The sequence below is a fragment of the Sphingomonas psychrotolerans genome (assembly GCF_002796605.1).
GTDB classification, from domain to species: domain Bacteria; phylum Pseudomonadota; class Alphaproteobacteria; order Sphingomonadales; family Sphingomonadaceae; genus Sphingomonas; species Sphingomonas psychrotolerans.
In genome coordinates this window covers 2,574,962-2,588,324 of sequence record NZ_CP024923.1, presented here as the reverse complement: position 1 = coordinate 2,588,324, position 13,363 = coordinate 2,574,962, and the positions used below count along the sequence as shown (strand labels likewise).

The window sequence follows — 13,363 nt, the reverse complement described above, 5'->3', positions numbered from 1 at the left end:
GTATGAACCCCGAGACGATCGTGCTGGTCCAGAAGAGCTTCAAGGTGGTCGCTTCGATTGCTGACGAAGTCGGGCCGATGTTTTACGCGCGGCTGTTCGATGTTCGCCCCGAGCTTCGTCCCTTGTTCGCAGATAATATCGAGCCACAGGCCAGAAAGCTCGTGCAGATGCTGGCCATGGTAGTGAACGGCCTGCACAGACTCGACGCTCTTATGCCGGCGATCGAAGATCTCGCTCGCCGACATATAGATTACGGGGTCGTCGCGGAGCATTATCCGGCTGTAGGCGACGCCCTCATCTGGACGCTGGAGCAAGGATTGGGCGATGCCTTCACACCACCCGTGAGGCGAGCCTGGGTCACAACCTATGCGGCCTTGTCTCGGGCGATGATCGCCGCGACCCGAGAGACTTCCGGCATACATTAGCGTCAGTCGCCCGCGCGGTGGGGATCCACCGCGCGCGCGCATTCGAGACTGGTTGGAAAATCCAGGCAGCATGCAACCTCGGCAAAGGGGCATGTGACGGATCAATTGCGAGGCTGGGCGGCGCTTTAGCCCTCCGGTGGTCGAGATCGCGTCTACGGAGGTCCGAAGACGCTCCATCAGATCCCCGAAGGTATATGGGACCGTAAGTGGGACCGAAGTCACCTTCTGATAATTATCTTTATTTATCAGATCAGTAAGAGGAGGAAGTGGCGGAGAGGGTGGGGCCGCGAAATGCGGACATTCCGCAACGCGCCCAAATGTTGCCGTTCAGGCCGGTCGCCGCCGCTCCCGAAAGGTGACTTTCGGCGACCCAGCGGTCGAAGCTACCGAAATCCCGCTCGCCAGACCGGCCGCGTGCCGCGCTCCCTTGCCGGAAGCGGGCGAAATGGAGCTCATGCAGGATCATCGAGTTCCAGGCGATCAGTTCCTCGCGCTTGAGCCCCGTTGATCGTGAACCCCGGCGCAGTCACGGGGCGAGGCTGGCGAACTGGGTGGTGGTAGCGCCTAGCCGCTTCACTGCCCCGACATGATTGTTGTCATGATGGCTCACGAGCAGCTTTTCGGAAAGTCCCGGGACCGACGCCAGATCGAACGGCAGTGGCTGGGCGTAATGGCCCGCGCAGGAGCCTGTCTGGGCCGTCGCCGAGGCGACACTCGCGGCAACCTGTCGTCATTGCCCGTCCCGAGCGTTGCGCCGCCTGCAAGCAGGCGGCGGAGGTTGATATCGGCATCGGACATGCTGCACTCAGGCAATTCGTGCGAGACTTCCACAACGGGCATCCGCGCCTTTTGACTGGCTATTCCGAAAATCGCCACATGCCACCAGCAGCGTAGCCCGCGACTGGCACGCCTGCTACCGGCGCATCGAATGCGAGAATGCTGCCGGACTTGCCGAAATGTTCAGTATCGGCTGGATCCAGACCATAGGTCGCCGAAGTCACAAACAGCGTCCGTTGGTGGTTGCCGCCGAAGGCACAGCTGGTCGGACGTGGACACGGCGTATCTACCCATCCGACCTTCTCACCCGCAGGCGAAAGGACCTGGATGCCGCTACCATCCCACATCGCGCACCAGATATTTCCCTCGACATCGACTGCCAGCCCGTCCGGCTTGCCGGGCACTTCAGCGAAGTCATGGAGTACGCGCCGATTCGCGATGCTGCCCGTCAGCGGGTCGAAGTCGTAGCGATAGAGAAGGCGCGGCACCGTATCGACGAGATAGAAGGCCTTGCCCTCAGGGCTCCAGCCCATGCCGTTGCAGACGTCGAAACCGCCGGCCATTTTCTGCACGACGCCGCTCCGGTCCAGACGGTACAAGTTCCCCTGCCCAGCCGTCCCGTCGTTTGCGCGAGATCCTACCCAGAAGCGCCCGGCGGCATCGCATTTGCCGTCGTTGAAATGCGTTCCCGTCATGTCCGATGCGGCGCATCGACGTAGCGATCGGCCGTCTTGCAGCCAGAGCCCGCTTTCGAGCGCCAGCAAGATCGTACCAGCCGGGCCCGACACGGCCGCCCCCACCTTCGCCGGCAGAATGGTTGCCGTCGAAACGCCCGTGGCAATGTCGAGGATGTTGACGGAGGGCGCGGCGATGTCGACCCACAGCAGCGCCTCAACGTCCGGCATCCAGTGCGGACATTCGGCAAGCCCGGCGCCCACCGCCCAAGACGCGCGCAATGGCAGCGACCAGTTTTCGGACAGGGGTCTCGCTCCTCGCAAGGGCTGCGCATCGTTCACCACAGTGTTGCTATAAACGATACAAGCAGCTAGCGAAAGTGCTGCATCGGGCGGACGACAGGACAGAGCCGGGCAGGGGAGAGTCGAAGATGGTGGCCGAAGGGGCGAAGATTGCGCGGTTCCGCTGGCTGGTGGTCGCGATGCTCGCGTTCGCCGCCGTGCTCAACTATCTCGACCGCCAGACGCTCGCGCTGATGGCCGGAGCGGTGCAGGGCGAACTGAGCATCGATGACCGCGGCTATGCGATGGTCGTCAATGCGTTCCTCGTCGCCTATATGATAGGCGGGCTGATCTCTGCCCTCATCGTGGATCGTATCGGCGCGCGCTGGGGTATGATCGTCTTCGTCGGCTGGTGGTCGCTCGCCAGCGCGCTTACCGGGCTCGCCCAGAATATCTGGCAGCTTGGCGCCACGCGCTTCGCGCTGGGGTTGGGCGAGGCTGGCAATTGGGTTGCATCGCCCAAGCTGGTGCGTGAATGGTTCCCGAAGCGCGAGCGCGCCCTGGCGATCGGCATCTACTCCTCCGCTGCCCATTTCGGGGCTGCGGTCGCACCCGCCTTGATGGCAATTCTCTTCGTCGCCTTCGGTTGGAGGCTGACGTTCGTGATCACCGGGGCGTTGGGACTGATCTGGCTGGGTGCCTGGCTCGCGCTGTATCGGCCGGCGCGACCCTTGCCGATATATTGCGAAGACGCGGCCGGCTCTCACGTCGAGGCGCGACCCGCTGAGCCTATCGATGATTCGGGATGGAAGGGCTGGGCCAGCGTGATGCGAACCCGCGGCGTGTGGTTCTACGCGATCGCGAACTCGCTCACCAATCCGGTGTGGTTCTTCTACCTGTTCTGGTTTCCCAAATATCTGGTTCAGGAACGCGGCCTGACCATGGCGGAGATGGGCCGCACGACGTGGGTAGTATACGCTGCCGCCGGCTTTGGAGCGGTGGGCGGCGGCATGCTGTCCGGGCTTGTCGTCAGCCGGGGCGTGCGCCCGGCGCGGGCGCGGGTGGCCGTAATGGGCCTGGTTGCGCTGGTCGCCCCGGTCGGTGCGCTGAACGCGCTCCAGCCGAGCGTCACAATGAGCCTGGCGCTGGGCGCGATCGTCGCATTCTGCCATACGGCGTGGGTGACGAACCAGACTGCGCTGCCGGTCGATCTTTACCCAAGCCGTCACATCGGCAAGGTGATGGGCATCGGGGGTATCGTGACCGGCATTGTCACGATCGGCTCTACCTATCTGGTCGGCCAGCTGGTGGCGGTGCTGACATATCGTCCGATGTTCCTCGCCATCGCCATTGCTTACCCCCTCGGCGTGATCGCGGCCTATTGCGCGACGACTGGGCGATCGATGGCGGATCGGGAGAGCGCAGCGTGAACAACGCGACGTTCATCGCGGTTGAGTGGGGAACCGCTCGTGTGCGCTCCCGCCTCCTGACGGCGAGCGGCGAAATCGTCGACAGCACCGTCGAGGATGTGCGGCTCGCCGAACTCGATCGTTCCGCTCAGATCGGACGGCTGCACAGGGTGCGCGCGCGGTGGCCGGAAGCTTCGGGTATTATGTGGCTGGCGGGGATGATCGGATCTCCCATGGGCCTCGAGCCGGTCCCGCAACTGCCGTGTCCGGCGACGCCGGCGATGATCGCCGCGCATGGCCGGCACCTGCCGATTGACGGCTTGTCTCTGGCGATACTGCCTGGCCTGTCGTGCGTCTCCCGCTTCGGAGATCCGGACTTCCTGCGCGGCGAAGAGGTTTCGGTCGCCGGACTGATCGGGACCGGTCGGTCCGAAAATGCCCTGTTGCTGTCCGTCCCAGGTATGCACGGGAAATGGATCGAACTTAGCGCGTCTCGTGTCGAACGGTTTCACACTGCGATGACCGTCGAGCTGTACCGCGTGCTGGCCGAACGCAGCATCCTGGCGCCGCTGATGGCGACGTCGGCGCAGGATGGCGAAGCCTTCAGGGCCGGCCTGTCCCGTTCGATCGAGGGCGGCGCGCTCGCAAGGCTATTATTCTCTGCCCGGACTGCCGTCCTGTCGCGGCGGTTCAGCGAGGAGGAGGCCGCATCTTATCTATGGGGCGTCCTGATCGGATCGGACGTGCGCGACGGCCTGCCGAGGGGGGAAGGGGTCGAGCCTCGATGCTTCGTCACCGGTGCCGATGACGTTGCCCCTCTTTTCCGTGCGGCGCTCGATCACATGGGAATGCGCGTCGAACTGGTCGATGACAATCGGCTGTCCGCGATCGGGTTCGCCAAGATCCGCCAGGCCGCGGTGCAGGAGGAATTGGCATGAGACCCAGGTTGCAGGGGCATAATGCAGTGGTCACGGGAGCCGCGGGCGGGATCGGCGGCGCCATCGTCAGGCGTTTCGCACAGGAAGGGTGCCGCGTGGCGGCGCTGGATGTGGCCGAGCCCGTGGACGGCGATCTCAACCTGATATGCGATCTGGGCGACGACGCCGCCGTCCGGTCGACCGCCGCCGCGATCGCTTCGTCCGGGCTGCAGCCGACAATCGTCGTCCACGCGGCCGCTTTGGGCAGTGGGGGCGCAACATTGGAGACCGACAGTGATTTTCTCGGCCGAATGATGGATGTGAACGTCGGCGGGGCGTTCCGTCTGGCGAAGGCCTTTGCGCCGGGCATGCAGGGGCAAAGGCGGGGAGCGTTCCTCTTCATTTCGTCGATCAATTCCACCTTCGCCACGCCCGGTCTGGCGGCATATGCCGCCTCCAAGGCCGCGCTCGACAGCTTCACCAGAACGTTGGCGCTCGAACTTGCCCCCGATCAGGTGCGCGTGAATGCCATTCGGCCGGCGTCGATAGACACGCCGCTGCTTCGCGAGGGATTTCTGTCCCGGCCCGACCCGCAGGCGGCGCGCAACGTCAATATCGCGCGGCACCCGCTCGGCAGGCTCGGCACGCCCGACGACGTTGCCGCGCTGGCCCTGTTCCTTTGTTCGGACGAAGCCTCGTGGATCACCGGTGTCGATTACCGAATCGACGGCGGCGCCGGCATCACCCGGCGCTGACACAGCCCTTTACCGGTGGCGCGCTGAGGACGAGTCTCTTGGGTTCCCGATCGTCGCCATGATTTGGGCGGCGAACATTCACCGCACGACCCCCGTTGACATGTCGCTAAATGTGCAACAATATTTGGTCAAATAATGATCAAAAGGGGAGAGTGACATGCGAAGGACGAGCCTTTGGCTTGGCGGTGTATGCGTGGTCGCCGTGGCTGCGACATCCGCGGAAGCGCAGACGACGCCGCCCGCGCAAAGCGAAACCAGCGTGCAGGGCGAAGCGCCGGCCGCAGAGGACATCGTCGTCACCGGCTATCGCCGAAGCCTTGCAGAGGCACTCGACGTGAAGCGCGAGACTGCCCAGTTCCAGGACTCGATCGTCGCTACGGACGTGGCCAAGCTTCCCGACAACAATATCGCGGAATCCCTGCAACGGGTGTCGGGGGTGCAGATCCGCCGGGCGCTGGGAGAGGGGACCAGCGTTTCCATCCGGGGGCTTCGGCAGAACCGTACCGAGATCAACGGCAGGACACTGGTCAACCCCAACGGCCGCGGTGTCGGCATCGCTGCAGTGGCGGATTCGGATTACGGGCCGCTTTCGCTGTTCCCGTCGGAGATGATCGGCCGTCTCGATGTCATCAAGCTGCAAGGCGCCGACCGGGTCGACGGCTCGCTCAGCGGCACGGTCGACATCATCACGCGCAAGCCGTTCGACAAAGTGGGTCAGCTCGTCTCCGTATCGGGTTCCGCGGTCTATTCCGAACAGGACAAGCGCTGGGGGTATGACGGGTCGGCGCTCTATTCGAACACCTTCGCCAACGACACCGTGGGCATCCTGCTAAACGCCACCTATTCGAACAAGCCCGTCAACGAGGACTCGTTCAATTCCTTCATCGGCTACACGCCGCTCACCTCCGCGTTCAACACCGTCGCCAACCCCAAAGCGAACGATCCCGACGGGGACGGCATTCCGGGCACCTACCTCGCCGACTTCCGTTTCCAGCGGCTGCGCGAGAAGCGCGAAAAGATCGGGGGCAACGCGGCATTCCAATGGCGGCCGAGCGACAGGTTCGAGCTCTACGGCGATGTCGCGTATTCGCACCTGAACACCCAGCGCACGCGGGACTGGTTCTCGGTACCGCTGAGCAGCAATGCGGCGGACTATACGCGCTACACGTTGTCCGACAACGAGATCCTCACCTCGGGGACGATCAACCAGGTGGCGCAAGGCAATGCCGAAGCGCTGAAGGTCGAGAGCGATACCATCAGTAGCGGCCTCGGCTTCAAGTGGAAGACCGAGGACGGCCGCTTCTCGGTCAAGCCCGAGATCAACTATTCGCGTGCGACCATGGACGTGACGCAGGAGTTCGTCCGCGTCCAAAGCGTCAACAAATATCTGTTCGCGTTCGACGTGAACGACGGCGGGATTCCGACGATTGCCGCGCCAGCCGGGCTCGACGTCACCGCCCCGGCGCAATTCCGCTATTCCAACGTGTTCGACAATTTCAACCGCAATACGGGCCAGGAGACCGCGGGGAAAATCGACTTCGCGTTCAAGCCGGTCGGCTCGTTCGTCCCCCAGATCGATGCCGGCCTCCGATATTCGGCGCTGACCACGACGCGCGACACCATCCAGCGGCAAGTCGGGTTGGCCGGCACCACCCCGGCGAACACCTTCATCGTCGCCAATGGCCCCCAGATCTACAGCGTGCGGGACTATGCCAATCTGCTGGGGGGTAGTGCGCCGCCCGTCGCGACGCGGTATCTCGCGGCGATCGCATCGAGCCTTCCGGTGGGGGCCGCGTGCGAGACGATCGCCCCGAATAGCGGATTGTGCCCGACCCGTCTCGTCGACCCGTTGCAGTCCTTCCGGATCTCGGAAAAAACCATGGCAGCCTATCTCAAGATGGGCTTTGCCGCCAATCTGGGAACGATGCCTTTGTCGGGCAATGTCGGGGTGCGCTACACCGATACCGAACGCAACGCACTCGGTGCGATCAGGCGCGCAAGCGGCCTCGTCGATCCTCTCGAGATCAAGTCCCGCTTCGTCGACTGGCTGCCGAGCGCCGTGGCCAAGCTCGAGCTGACCGACAAGCTTCTGCTGCGCGCAGGCTATGCCAAGGTGCTGGGCTTGCCCGATTCGGTGGATCTTTCGCCCGATCTGATCCTCAACCGCCTCTCCCCCTACAACGGCTCGTCCGGGAATCCGCGCCTCGATCCGCTGCGCGCGGATCAATATGATCTGGCGCTGGAATGGTATTTCGCACGCGGTGCGGCACTGACGTTCGGCGCCTTCTACAAGAACGTGAAAACCTTCATCTTCAGCCGCGCCGCCTACGAGATTCCGCCGGGCGAAGCGGCGCCGCCGGGCCAGCCCGAAGGCTTTCTCGTGACGCGGCCGTTCAACGGAACCGGGGGCAAGGTGAAGGGCGTCGAGGTCCTGTTCCAGGCGCCCTTCTCTTTCCTGCCGGCCCCGCTCGACGGCTTCGGCGTGGTGGCGAACTTCTCCTATATCGACAGCACGACGTCGCTGCTCGATCGCAACGCGCAGGAACTGCCGCTCCAGGGCCTGTCGAAGGTGAACTACAACCTCGTCGGCTATTATGAGAAGGGTGGCTTCGGCGCCCGCGTTGCCTACAATTACCGCGACAAGTTCTTCGACAGCGTCGGCCCCGGCAGCACGGCGATCTATTATGCGCCGTATCGCACGCTCGATGCCTCAGTGCGATACGAGTTCGGGGCGTTCACGGTGTTCGCCGACGCCTCGAATCTGACCAATCAGGTGCAGAGGCGCTATGTCGAATCGCCGGAGGCGACATCCTTCTACGGCTTGCAGGGGCGTCGCTTCTCGGTCGGGTTCAACGCGAAATTCTGAAGGCCGCACCCGTCGGAACAACCGGGACCGGAGGACGCCCTTCGGTCCCCACCTTTTATCCACCGGCGAGCGCTGGAATGCGCGCATGTGCCGGGATCGCGTCTGGAGACTGGAATGACTGATACTATCGGCGGCGTCTTTCCCGTGCTGCCCACCATCTTTGACGGCTCAGGCGGCGTGGATGAACGCGGATTGGCCAACGTCGTCGACTTCGCGATCGCATGCGGAGTCGACGGCGTGGTGTTTCCCGGCCTCGCGAGTGAATATGATCTGCTGACACTGGACGAACGCGAGCATCTGATTGCCCTCGTCGGCGCGCAGGTGGCGGGGCGCGTCCGTTTCGTGGTGGGTGCAAGCAGTGGCAGCCTCGTCGAAAGCACGCAGCTCGCTGCCGCCGGAGCGCGGGCAGGGGCCGCGGCGGCGATGGTCATGACACCACGGCATATCGGTCCCGAGCCAGCGCTGCAGGGCGAATTCTACGCCGCGCTGGGCAAGGGCGCCGGCTTACCGCTAATGGTCCAGAACGCGCCGGCGCCGATGGGCCTCGGCCTGTCCAGCACGCAACTTCGCGCGATCGTCGTCGCGGCCGATGCGATCCGCTGGGTGAAGGAAGAGAATATGCCATGCGGGCAGCGCATCAGCGCATTGCTGGCCGATCGGCCCGCCACCCTCGACGGCGTGTTTGGCGGCGCGGGCGGACGATACATCACCGACGAGCTGGCGCGAGGCGCGATCGGCACGATGCCTGCGGCCGAAACTCCCGAAATTCATGTCGCACTGATGGCGGCGCATCGAACTGGCGATCACGGCAAGGTGTGCGACCTCTACGAAGCTGTGCTGCCGATCCTCATGATGCAGGCGGTGTTTCGGTGGCGACTGACCAAAGAGGTGTTGCGCCGCCGGGGGCTGATCGCGAACGCCCATACGCGCGCGCCCGGGCCTGAATTCGATCCAGGCGATCATGCCGAACTGACGCGGATCCTGGCGCGCCTCGAACCGTATTTCGGGAGCGTGGCGGGCGCCTAGATGTGCCGCTGTCTGCGGTCATACAGCTACGCGATAGTCCAATGCGGGGTCGGCGAGGCTCAGTTGCGGGCCGCGCTCGTCGCCGCTTTCCTCGATCCGGCGCGCCGCCTCGCGGAGAGCATCGAGCATCTCCGGCATGGCGACCGTCGGGATCCATCCCGAAAGGCCGATCGCGGCATAGACGGGCGTTCCGATCGTGATCGCGACGGTGTGTTGCTCGCGCTCGTCCTTGACGCGGAGCCGGACATAGCCGGCAGACCGGACCTCTTCGAGCGCGGAAAGCAGCTGCGGGAGATCGTCATACCCCGGGATGGGATGGCCCGCATAGGTTTCTTCGACCTCGAGATCGTCGAGCGCAGCCAGCAATGCCATGCCGATGCCGCCGCGCGTCGCCGGGTAGAGGCCGATCCGGCCCAAGGCATCGGTTTCGGGCATATTGGGCGGTGCGTGGAAAAGGTAGCTGACGTTGTCGCGCCAAAGAACGCCCATGGCAACCGTGTGACCGAAGCGACGCAGCCCCTCGAGCGCCGGCAAGGCGCGACGCAGCAGGCCCGACGCGAACAGACTTTGTGCGGCTAATACAGTCATGCCTGACCCGGGGCGGTATTTGCGGTCGCTGGTCTGACGGGCGATGCCGAGATAGGTCAGGGTCTTGAGCAGCCGGTTGACCTTGGTCGGATCGAGGTCGACGCGCCGGGCAAGCTCGCGGCATCCGACAGGCTCGGTGGAGATCGCCAGCGCTTGCAGCACGGTAATGCCGTCGATCAGGCTCTGGTTGGGCTGCGCCCCCGCTTTCGCTCCTCTCGCGCCCTCGCGCATTGCTCAGTCTCGCTCTGTTGCTTGTTCAGCCTCATGGCGAACGCGTGGTTGTACGTGCAGCTATCCCGGCTGCCGGCTTTCGTCCAGTGCTACGGGGCAAGCGCCGTCTCGATAACGGGGTGCGGCATATTTAGTGTTGCTAATAAAGCTTCATATACGCTATGTGATACATTGAACGGCCGCAAAGGTCTGAAATGGGAGAGCGGGTGGCATGGCTTTGGATGGTCGGATCGCTTCGATCGAAATCTACTCGGTCACGATTCCGCAAGACGATGCCTATCTGGGAGCGCTCGGCCCGGGCGAATCGGTCAACAGCGCCGGTTATTTCGTCCGCAGCGGCAACCGCACGATCTACCCGGTCAAGATGCGTTCCGCTGTGGTCCGTGTCACGCTGGATTCGGGCGAGGTCGGCTGGGGCGAAACTTACGGCCTCGTCGCGCCCACCGCCATCCACGGGCTGATTTCCGACATTATCGCGCCCATCATCGCGGGCCGCTCTCCCTTCGACGTGCAGGCGATCTGGGACGATCTGTACGATCTGATGCGCGTGCGGGGCTATACGGGCGGCTTCTGGCTCGATGCGCTGGCCGCTGTCGACATCGCGCTTTGGGATCTGATGGGCAAGCTGACGGGCTTGCCGTTGCACCAGTTGCTCGGCGGAAAGCATCGCGACCGCATTCCCGCTTATGTGTCGGGGCTGCCGCGGCCGACGATCCCGGAGAAGGTCGCTCTCGCGCGGAGCTTCGTCGACCAGGGCTTCCAGGCGGTGAAGATCGCCGCGTCGGTAAGCTATGACGGCGTGGAGCGCGAAATCGCAGCATTGCGCGCGGGGCTCGGCCCTGACATCGCGATCATGCTGGACTGCCACTGGATGTATACGCCGGCAGAGGCGGTCGCCTTGCTGCGGCAGCTTGCCCCCTACAACATCTATTTCCTCGAAGCCCCGTGCAAGACGGAAGACGTCGCGGGACTCGCCGACATCGCCGCCCATGCCGAGGTTCCTGTCGCGGCCGGAGAGGAATGGCGCACTGTCTACGACGCGCGGTCACGACTGGAGGCCCGTGCCGTCTCCATCGTCCAGCCGGAGATGGGGCATACCGGCATCACCCAGTTCATGCGCATCGCCCATTTAACTCAGGCGCACCATGCCAAGGTGATACCGCACGCCACCATCGGCGCCGGGATTTTCGCCGCCGCCAGCCTGCAGGCATCGGCAACGGTGCTGAGCCTGCCGTATCACGAGTTCCAGCACAGCATCTTTCCCCATTCGGCGAAGCTGATGACCGGACGTCTCGAATGCAGCGAGGGGTATTTCGCTCTGCCGGAAGGGCCTGGGCTCGGCGTGAGCCCCAATGCCAGCTTTTGGGAGAATGCGACCAGGCTCGGCTGAGACCGGCGGCGCCGGGTCCGGCGGCCGTACCTGAATTCATCCGGGGGATGTCACGGTGCGTTAGACGCCGGGCACCAGGCCAGCCCGGACTCGATTGCCACGGGGTGTCGGCACCCGATCGTATCGTCGGCGAAGAGGAGAGGACGCATGAAAACCAACACTCGGGCTGCCTTGCGCAGCATCGCGGTCCGGCGCGCGCTCGCGGTGCCGCTCGCGGCTTTGACAATCGTTCCTTTTAATGCGGCGCGCGCGGATCCGCCGTCGCCGCTCTATGCCCTGGTCTGGGAAGAATCGTTCGGCGGCACCACGATAGATACCAGCCGCTGGAATTTCCGCACCGACGTAAAGGCGCTCAGCGCCCAGCTTCCCGCCAATGTCGCGATCGTCAACGGGCAACTCAGCCTGCTGATGAAGCAGGAAAATGTCAGCGGAAAGCAATATACCGGCGGCGGCATCGTCAGCAAACAGGCGTTCGGATATGGCTATTACGAGGTGAAGCAGCGGACGACGAGCAATCTGGGCTGGCACAATTCCTTCTGGATGATGGCGGGAAATGGGACCGATACTTACGCCGCGGGGAAATACCTCGAGATCGACAGCGTTGAAATGGACTCGCAGAGCCCGACTCGGATCAACACCGGCTTAGTATTGTGGAACGGCTCTGCGGGGAGCAATGCGATTTCTTACGATCGCTGCCAGATCTTCAACACGTCCTATTCGACGGCGGACGGCTTCAACACCTTTGGTGCGGACTGGCGTGAGGGCGCGGTCGATTTTTACCTGAACGGAACGAAATACTGCACCGTTGCCTACTCGACCACGACACGTCGCCAGGACCCGATCAACATCTGGCTTACCGCGATCGCGTATATCGCGCCGGTCACGGTCGGGGGCACGCCGCAGCTTTATGACGACGTTCGCTTCTACAAGCGCGACCAATATGTGATGAACGGCCGCTATGGGTATAGCGAGAGCGGCACAGGCTGGCAGGACAGCACGGTCGCTGGATTCGGCCTGATCCCGCAGCGCTACTCCTGCACGGCCGGTTCGAAATCGACTTACGCCCCAGGGTTCAATCAGAGCGGCGACTATCGAGTCTATATCTGGAAGACGGTCAACGCCAACGCGGACACCCAGGCCGAGGTGCGCGTCCAGGCGCCATCAGGCACCACCACCACGACGATCAATTTCGCTACCGGCACTTCGGGCTGGGTCGACATCGGACAGCATCATTTCAACGCCGGCACGACTAACCCGGCTATTGGTGTGACCAATACCACCCAATCGGGGTGTCAAAGGGCCGGTGCAGTCAAGTTCATCCGGGCGGCGTGAGCTGCGTTTGTCACAAGACCTGTGGAAGTGGAGTAGCCATGGAACGCAGACCTCTGAAGGCATTGGGGCTATGTATCGTGGTTGCGGGGTTGGCGGTCTGGGCCAACCTCGTAACCGGAACGCCGGAAGGCGATCGGAATGGCATCGTTGTGGTGCCTGAAAACGTCAGCTCGATGCCGATGCCCGAGAAGCCGCTAAAACCCGGCGTTGCCGGAATGCCGTCGGCCGCAGGAGTCGGGGTCCCGACGGTGACGGCCGAGGCGAGCCCCGAGCGCAATGAAACTTCCCCGATAAACTATGCGGATTTGGGAGTCTTGCCCGCGCTGTAGAACCTGTCGCTCAAGGTGCATTGAGCGCGTGTCGCCGTGGAAGCTCATCTGTGCCCAAAAGCCCACGATGCCGGGTGAAGCGAACCGCTTCGCCATCATCTGAAATCCCGCTGATTGACGAAGAAGGGCGCGCGGCTTCAGCAGCGCGCCCCTTACGGGTGGAGCGTGACTCCCTGGTGCCGATCATCGGCGCGTTGGCGCTGTGGCGCCACGCGCCGGGATGACTGCCGGAGCCATTGAATCCTGTCGCGGTCATGCGCTTACGGCGGGTCTCGGGGGGTGGACGTGGAACGGGTCGCGGCGGTTCTTCGCGAAGCGTCCGCCAAGGCGGAGCTTCCCGCGGATAGGCGGTGGGTCGAATG

Annotated in this window: 11 protein-coding genes; 9 read left to right on the top strand and 2 right to left on the bottom strand. The window is 63.7% G+C overall.

Going from position 1 to position 13,363, the window contains the following annotated elements:
* The first annotated feature begins 2 nt into the window (after positions 1-2).
* Positions 3-425 carry a globin family protein gene (locus tag CVN68_RS11720; protein ID WP_100282366.1) on the top strand — a complete coding sequence of 141 codons (423 nt, stop codon included), beginning with the start codon at positions 3-5 and terminating at the stop codon, positions 423-425.
* Positions 426-1,282: 857 nt separating this feature from the next.
* Here the strand turns inward: CVN68_RS11720 and CVN68_RS11715 are convergent.
* Positions 1,283-2,107, bottom strand: coding sequence for an SMP-30/gluconolactonase/LRE family protein (locus CVN68_RS11715; protein WP_233503312.1), 825 nt, complete (start codon positions 2,105-2,107; stop codon positions 1,283-1,285).
* Between the two features lie 50 nt (positions 2,108-2,157).
* On the opposite strand from CVN68_RS11715, the gene CVN68_RS11710 reads away from it, so the two are divergent.
* The 5 genes from CVN68_RS11710 (at position 2,158) to CVN68_RS11690 (ending at position 9,131) form a co-directional block, all read left to right on the top strand.
* The gene (locus CVN68_RS11710; protein WP_100282364.1) at positions 2,158-3,588 is read left to right on the top strand and encodes an MFS transporter; all 1,431 of its coding nucleotides are present in this window, start codon (positions 2,158-2,160) and stop codon (positions 3,586-3,588) included.
* Entirely contained in the window at positions 3,540-4,505 is a 966-nt protein-coding gene (locus CVN68_RS11705) for a 2-dehydro-3-deoxygalactonokinase (protein WP_158298843.1), read from the top strand. The genes CVN68_RS11710 and CVN68_RS11705 overlap by 49 nt, the downstream gene beginning before the upstream one ends.
* Positions 4,502-5,239, top strand: a complete 738-nt coding sequence (locus CVN68_RS11700) for an SDR family NAD(P)-dependent oxidoreductase (protein WP_100282363.1) — start codon at positions 4,502-4,504, stop codon at positions 5,237-5,239. The genes CVN68_RS11705 and CVN68_RS11700 overlap by 4 nt, the downstream gene beginning before the upstream one ends.
* A gap of 202 nt (positions 5,240-5,441) precedes the next feature.
* Positions 5,442-8,105 (top strand): TonB-dependent receptor, encoded by a 2,664-nt coding sequence (locus CVN68_RS11695; protein ID WP_158298842.1) that lies wholly within the window; start codon positions 5,442-5,444, stop codon positions 8,103-8,105.
* Between the two features lie 114 nt (positions 8,106-8,219).
* On the top strand, positions 8,220-9,131 hold the full coding sequence (locus CVN68_RS11690; RefSeq protein ID WP_100282361.1) for a dihydrodipicolinate synthase family protein: 912 nt from the start codon (positions 8,220-8,222) through the stop codon (positions 9,129-9,131).
* An 18-nt stretch (positions 9,132-9,149) separates the two neighbouring features.
* Here the strand turns inward: CVN68_RS11690 and CVN68_RS11685 are convergent, their stop codons facing one another.
* Positions 9,150-9,950 carry an IclR family transcriptional regulator gene (locus CVN68_RS11685; RefSeq protein ID WP_100282360.1) on the bottom strand — a complete coding sequence of 267 codons (801 nt, stop codon included), beginning with the start codon at positions 9,948-9,950 and terminating at the stop codon, positions 9,150-9,152.
* A gap of 211 nt (positions 9,951-10,161) precedes the next feature.
* On the opposite strand from CVN68_RS11685, the gene CVN68_RS11680 reads away from it, so the two are divergent.
* The 3 genes from CVN68_RS11680 (at position 10,162) to CVN68_RS11670 (ending at position 13,001) form a co-directional block, all read left to right on the top strand.
* A complete protein-coding gene (locus tag CVN68_RS11680; RefSeq protein ID WP_100282359.1) occupies positions 10,162-11,340 on the top strand; it encodes a mandelate racemase/muconate lactonizing enzyme family protein in 1,179 nt (392 codons plus the stop codon).
* A gap of 147 nt (positions 11,341-11,487) precedes the next feature.
* Positions 11,488-12,672, top strand: a complete 1,185-nt coding sequence (locus tag CVN68_RS11675; protein ID WP_100282358.1) for a golvesin C-terminal-like domain-containing protein — start codon at positions 11,488-11,490, stop codon at positions 12,670-12,672.
* Positions 12,673-12,710: 38 nt separating this feature from the next.
* On the top strand, positions 12,711-13,001 hold the full coding sequence (locus tag CVN68_RS11670) for a hypothetical protein (protein ID WP_158298841.1): 291 nt from the start codon (positions 12,711-12,713) through the stop codon (positions 12,999-13,001).
* The last annotated feature ends 362 nt before the right edge of the window (positions 13,002-13,363 follow it).

What these genes read in the sequence shown, in the direction of transcription:
- CVN68_RS11710 (WP_100282364.1), top strand. Translation starts at nt 2,158, where the DNA reads ATGGCAGCGACCAGTTTTCGGACAGGGGTCTCGCTCCTCGCAAGGGCT.
- CVN68_RS11700 (WP_100282363.1), top strand. Translation starts at nt 4,502, where the DNA reads ATGAGACCCAGGTTGCAGGGGCATAATGCAGTGGTCACGGGAGCCGCG.
- CVN68_RS11690 (WP_100282361.1), top strand. Translation starts at nt 8,220, where the DNA reads ATGACTGATACTATCGGCGGCGTCTTTCCCGTGCTGCCCACCATCTTT.
- CVN68_RS11720 (WP_100282366.1), top strand. Translation starts at nt 3, where the DNA reads ATGAACCCCGAGACGATCGTGCTGGTCCAGAAGAGCTTCAAGGTGGTC.
- CVN68_RS11670 (WP_158298841.1), top strand. Translation starts at nt 12,711, where the DNA reads ATGGAACGCAGACCTCTGAAGGCATTGGGGCTATGTATCGTGGTTGCG.
- CVN68_RS11685 (WP_100282360.1), bottom strand. Translation starts at nt 9,950, where the DNA reads ATGCGCGAGGGCGCGAGAGGAGCGAAAGCGGGGGCGCAGCCCAACCAG.
- CVN68_RS11715 (WP_233503312.1), bottom strand. Translation starts at nt 2,107, where the DNA reads ATGCCGGACGTTGAGGCGCTGCTGTGGGTCGACATCGCCGCGCCCTCC.
- CVN68_RS11680 (WP_100282359.1), top strand. Translation starts at nt 10,162, where the DNA reads ATGGCTTTGGATGGTCGGATCGCTTCGATCGAAATCTACTCGGTCACG.
- CVN68_RS11675 (WP_100282358.1), top strand. Translation starts at nt 11,488, where the DNA reads ATGAAAACCAACACTCGGGCTGCCTTGCGCAGCATCGCGGTCCGGCGC.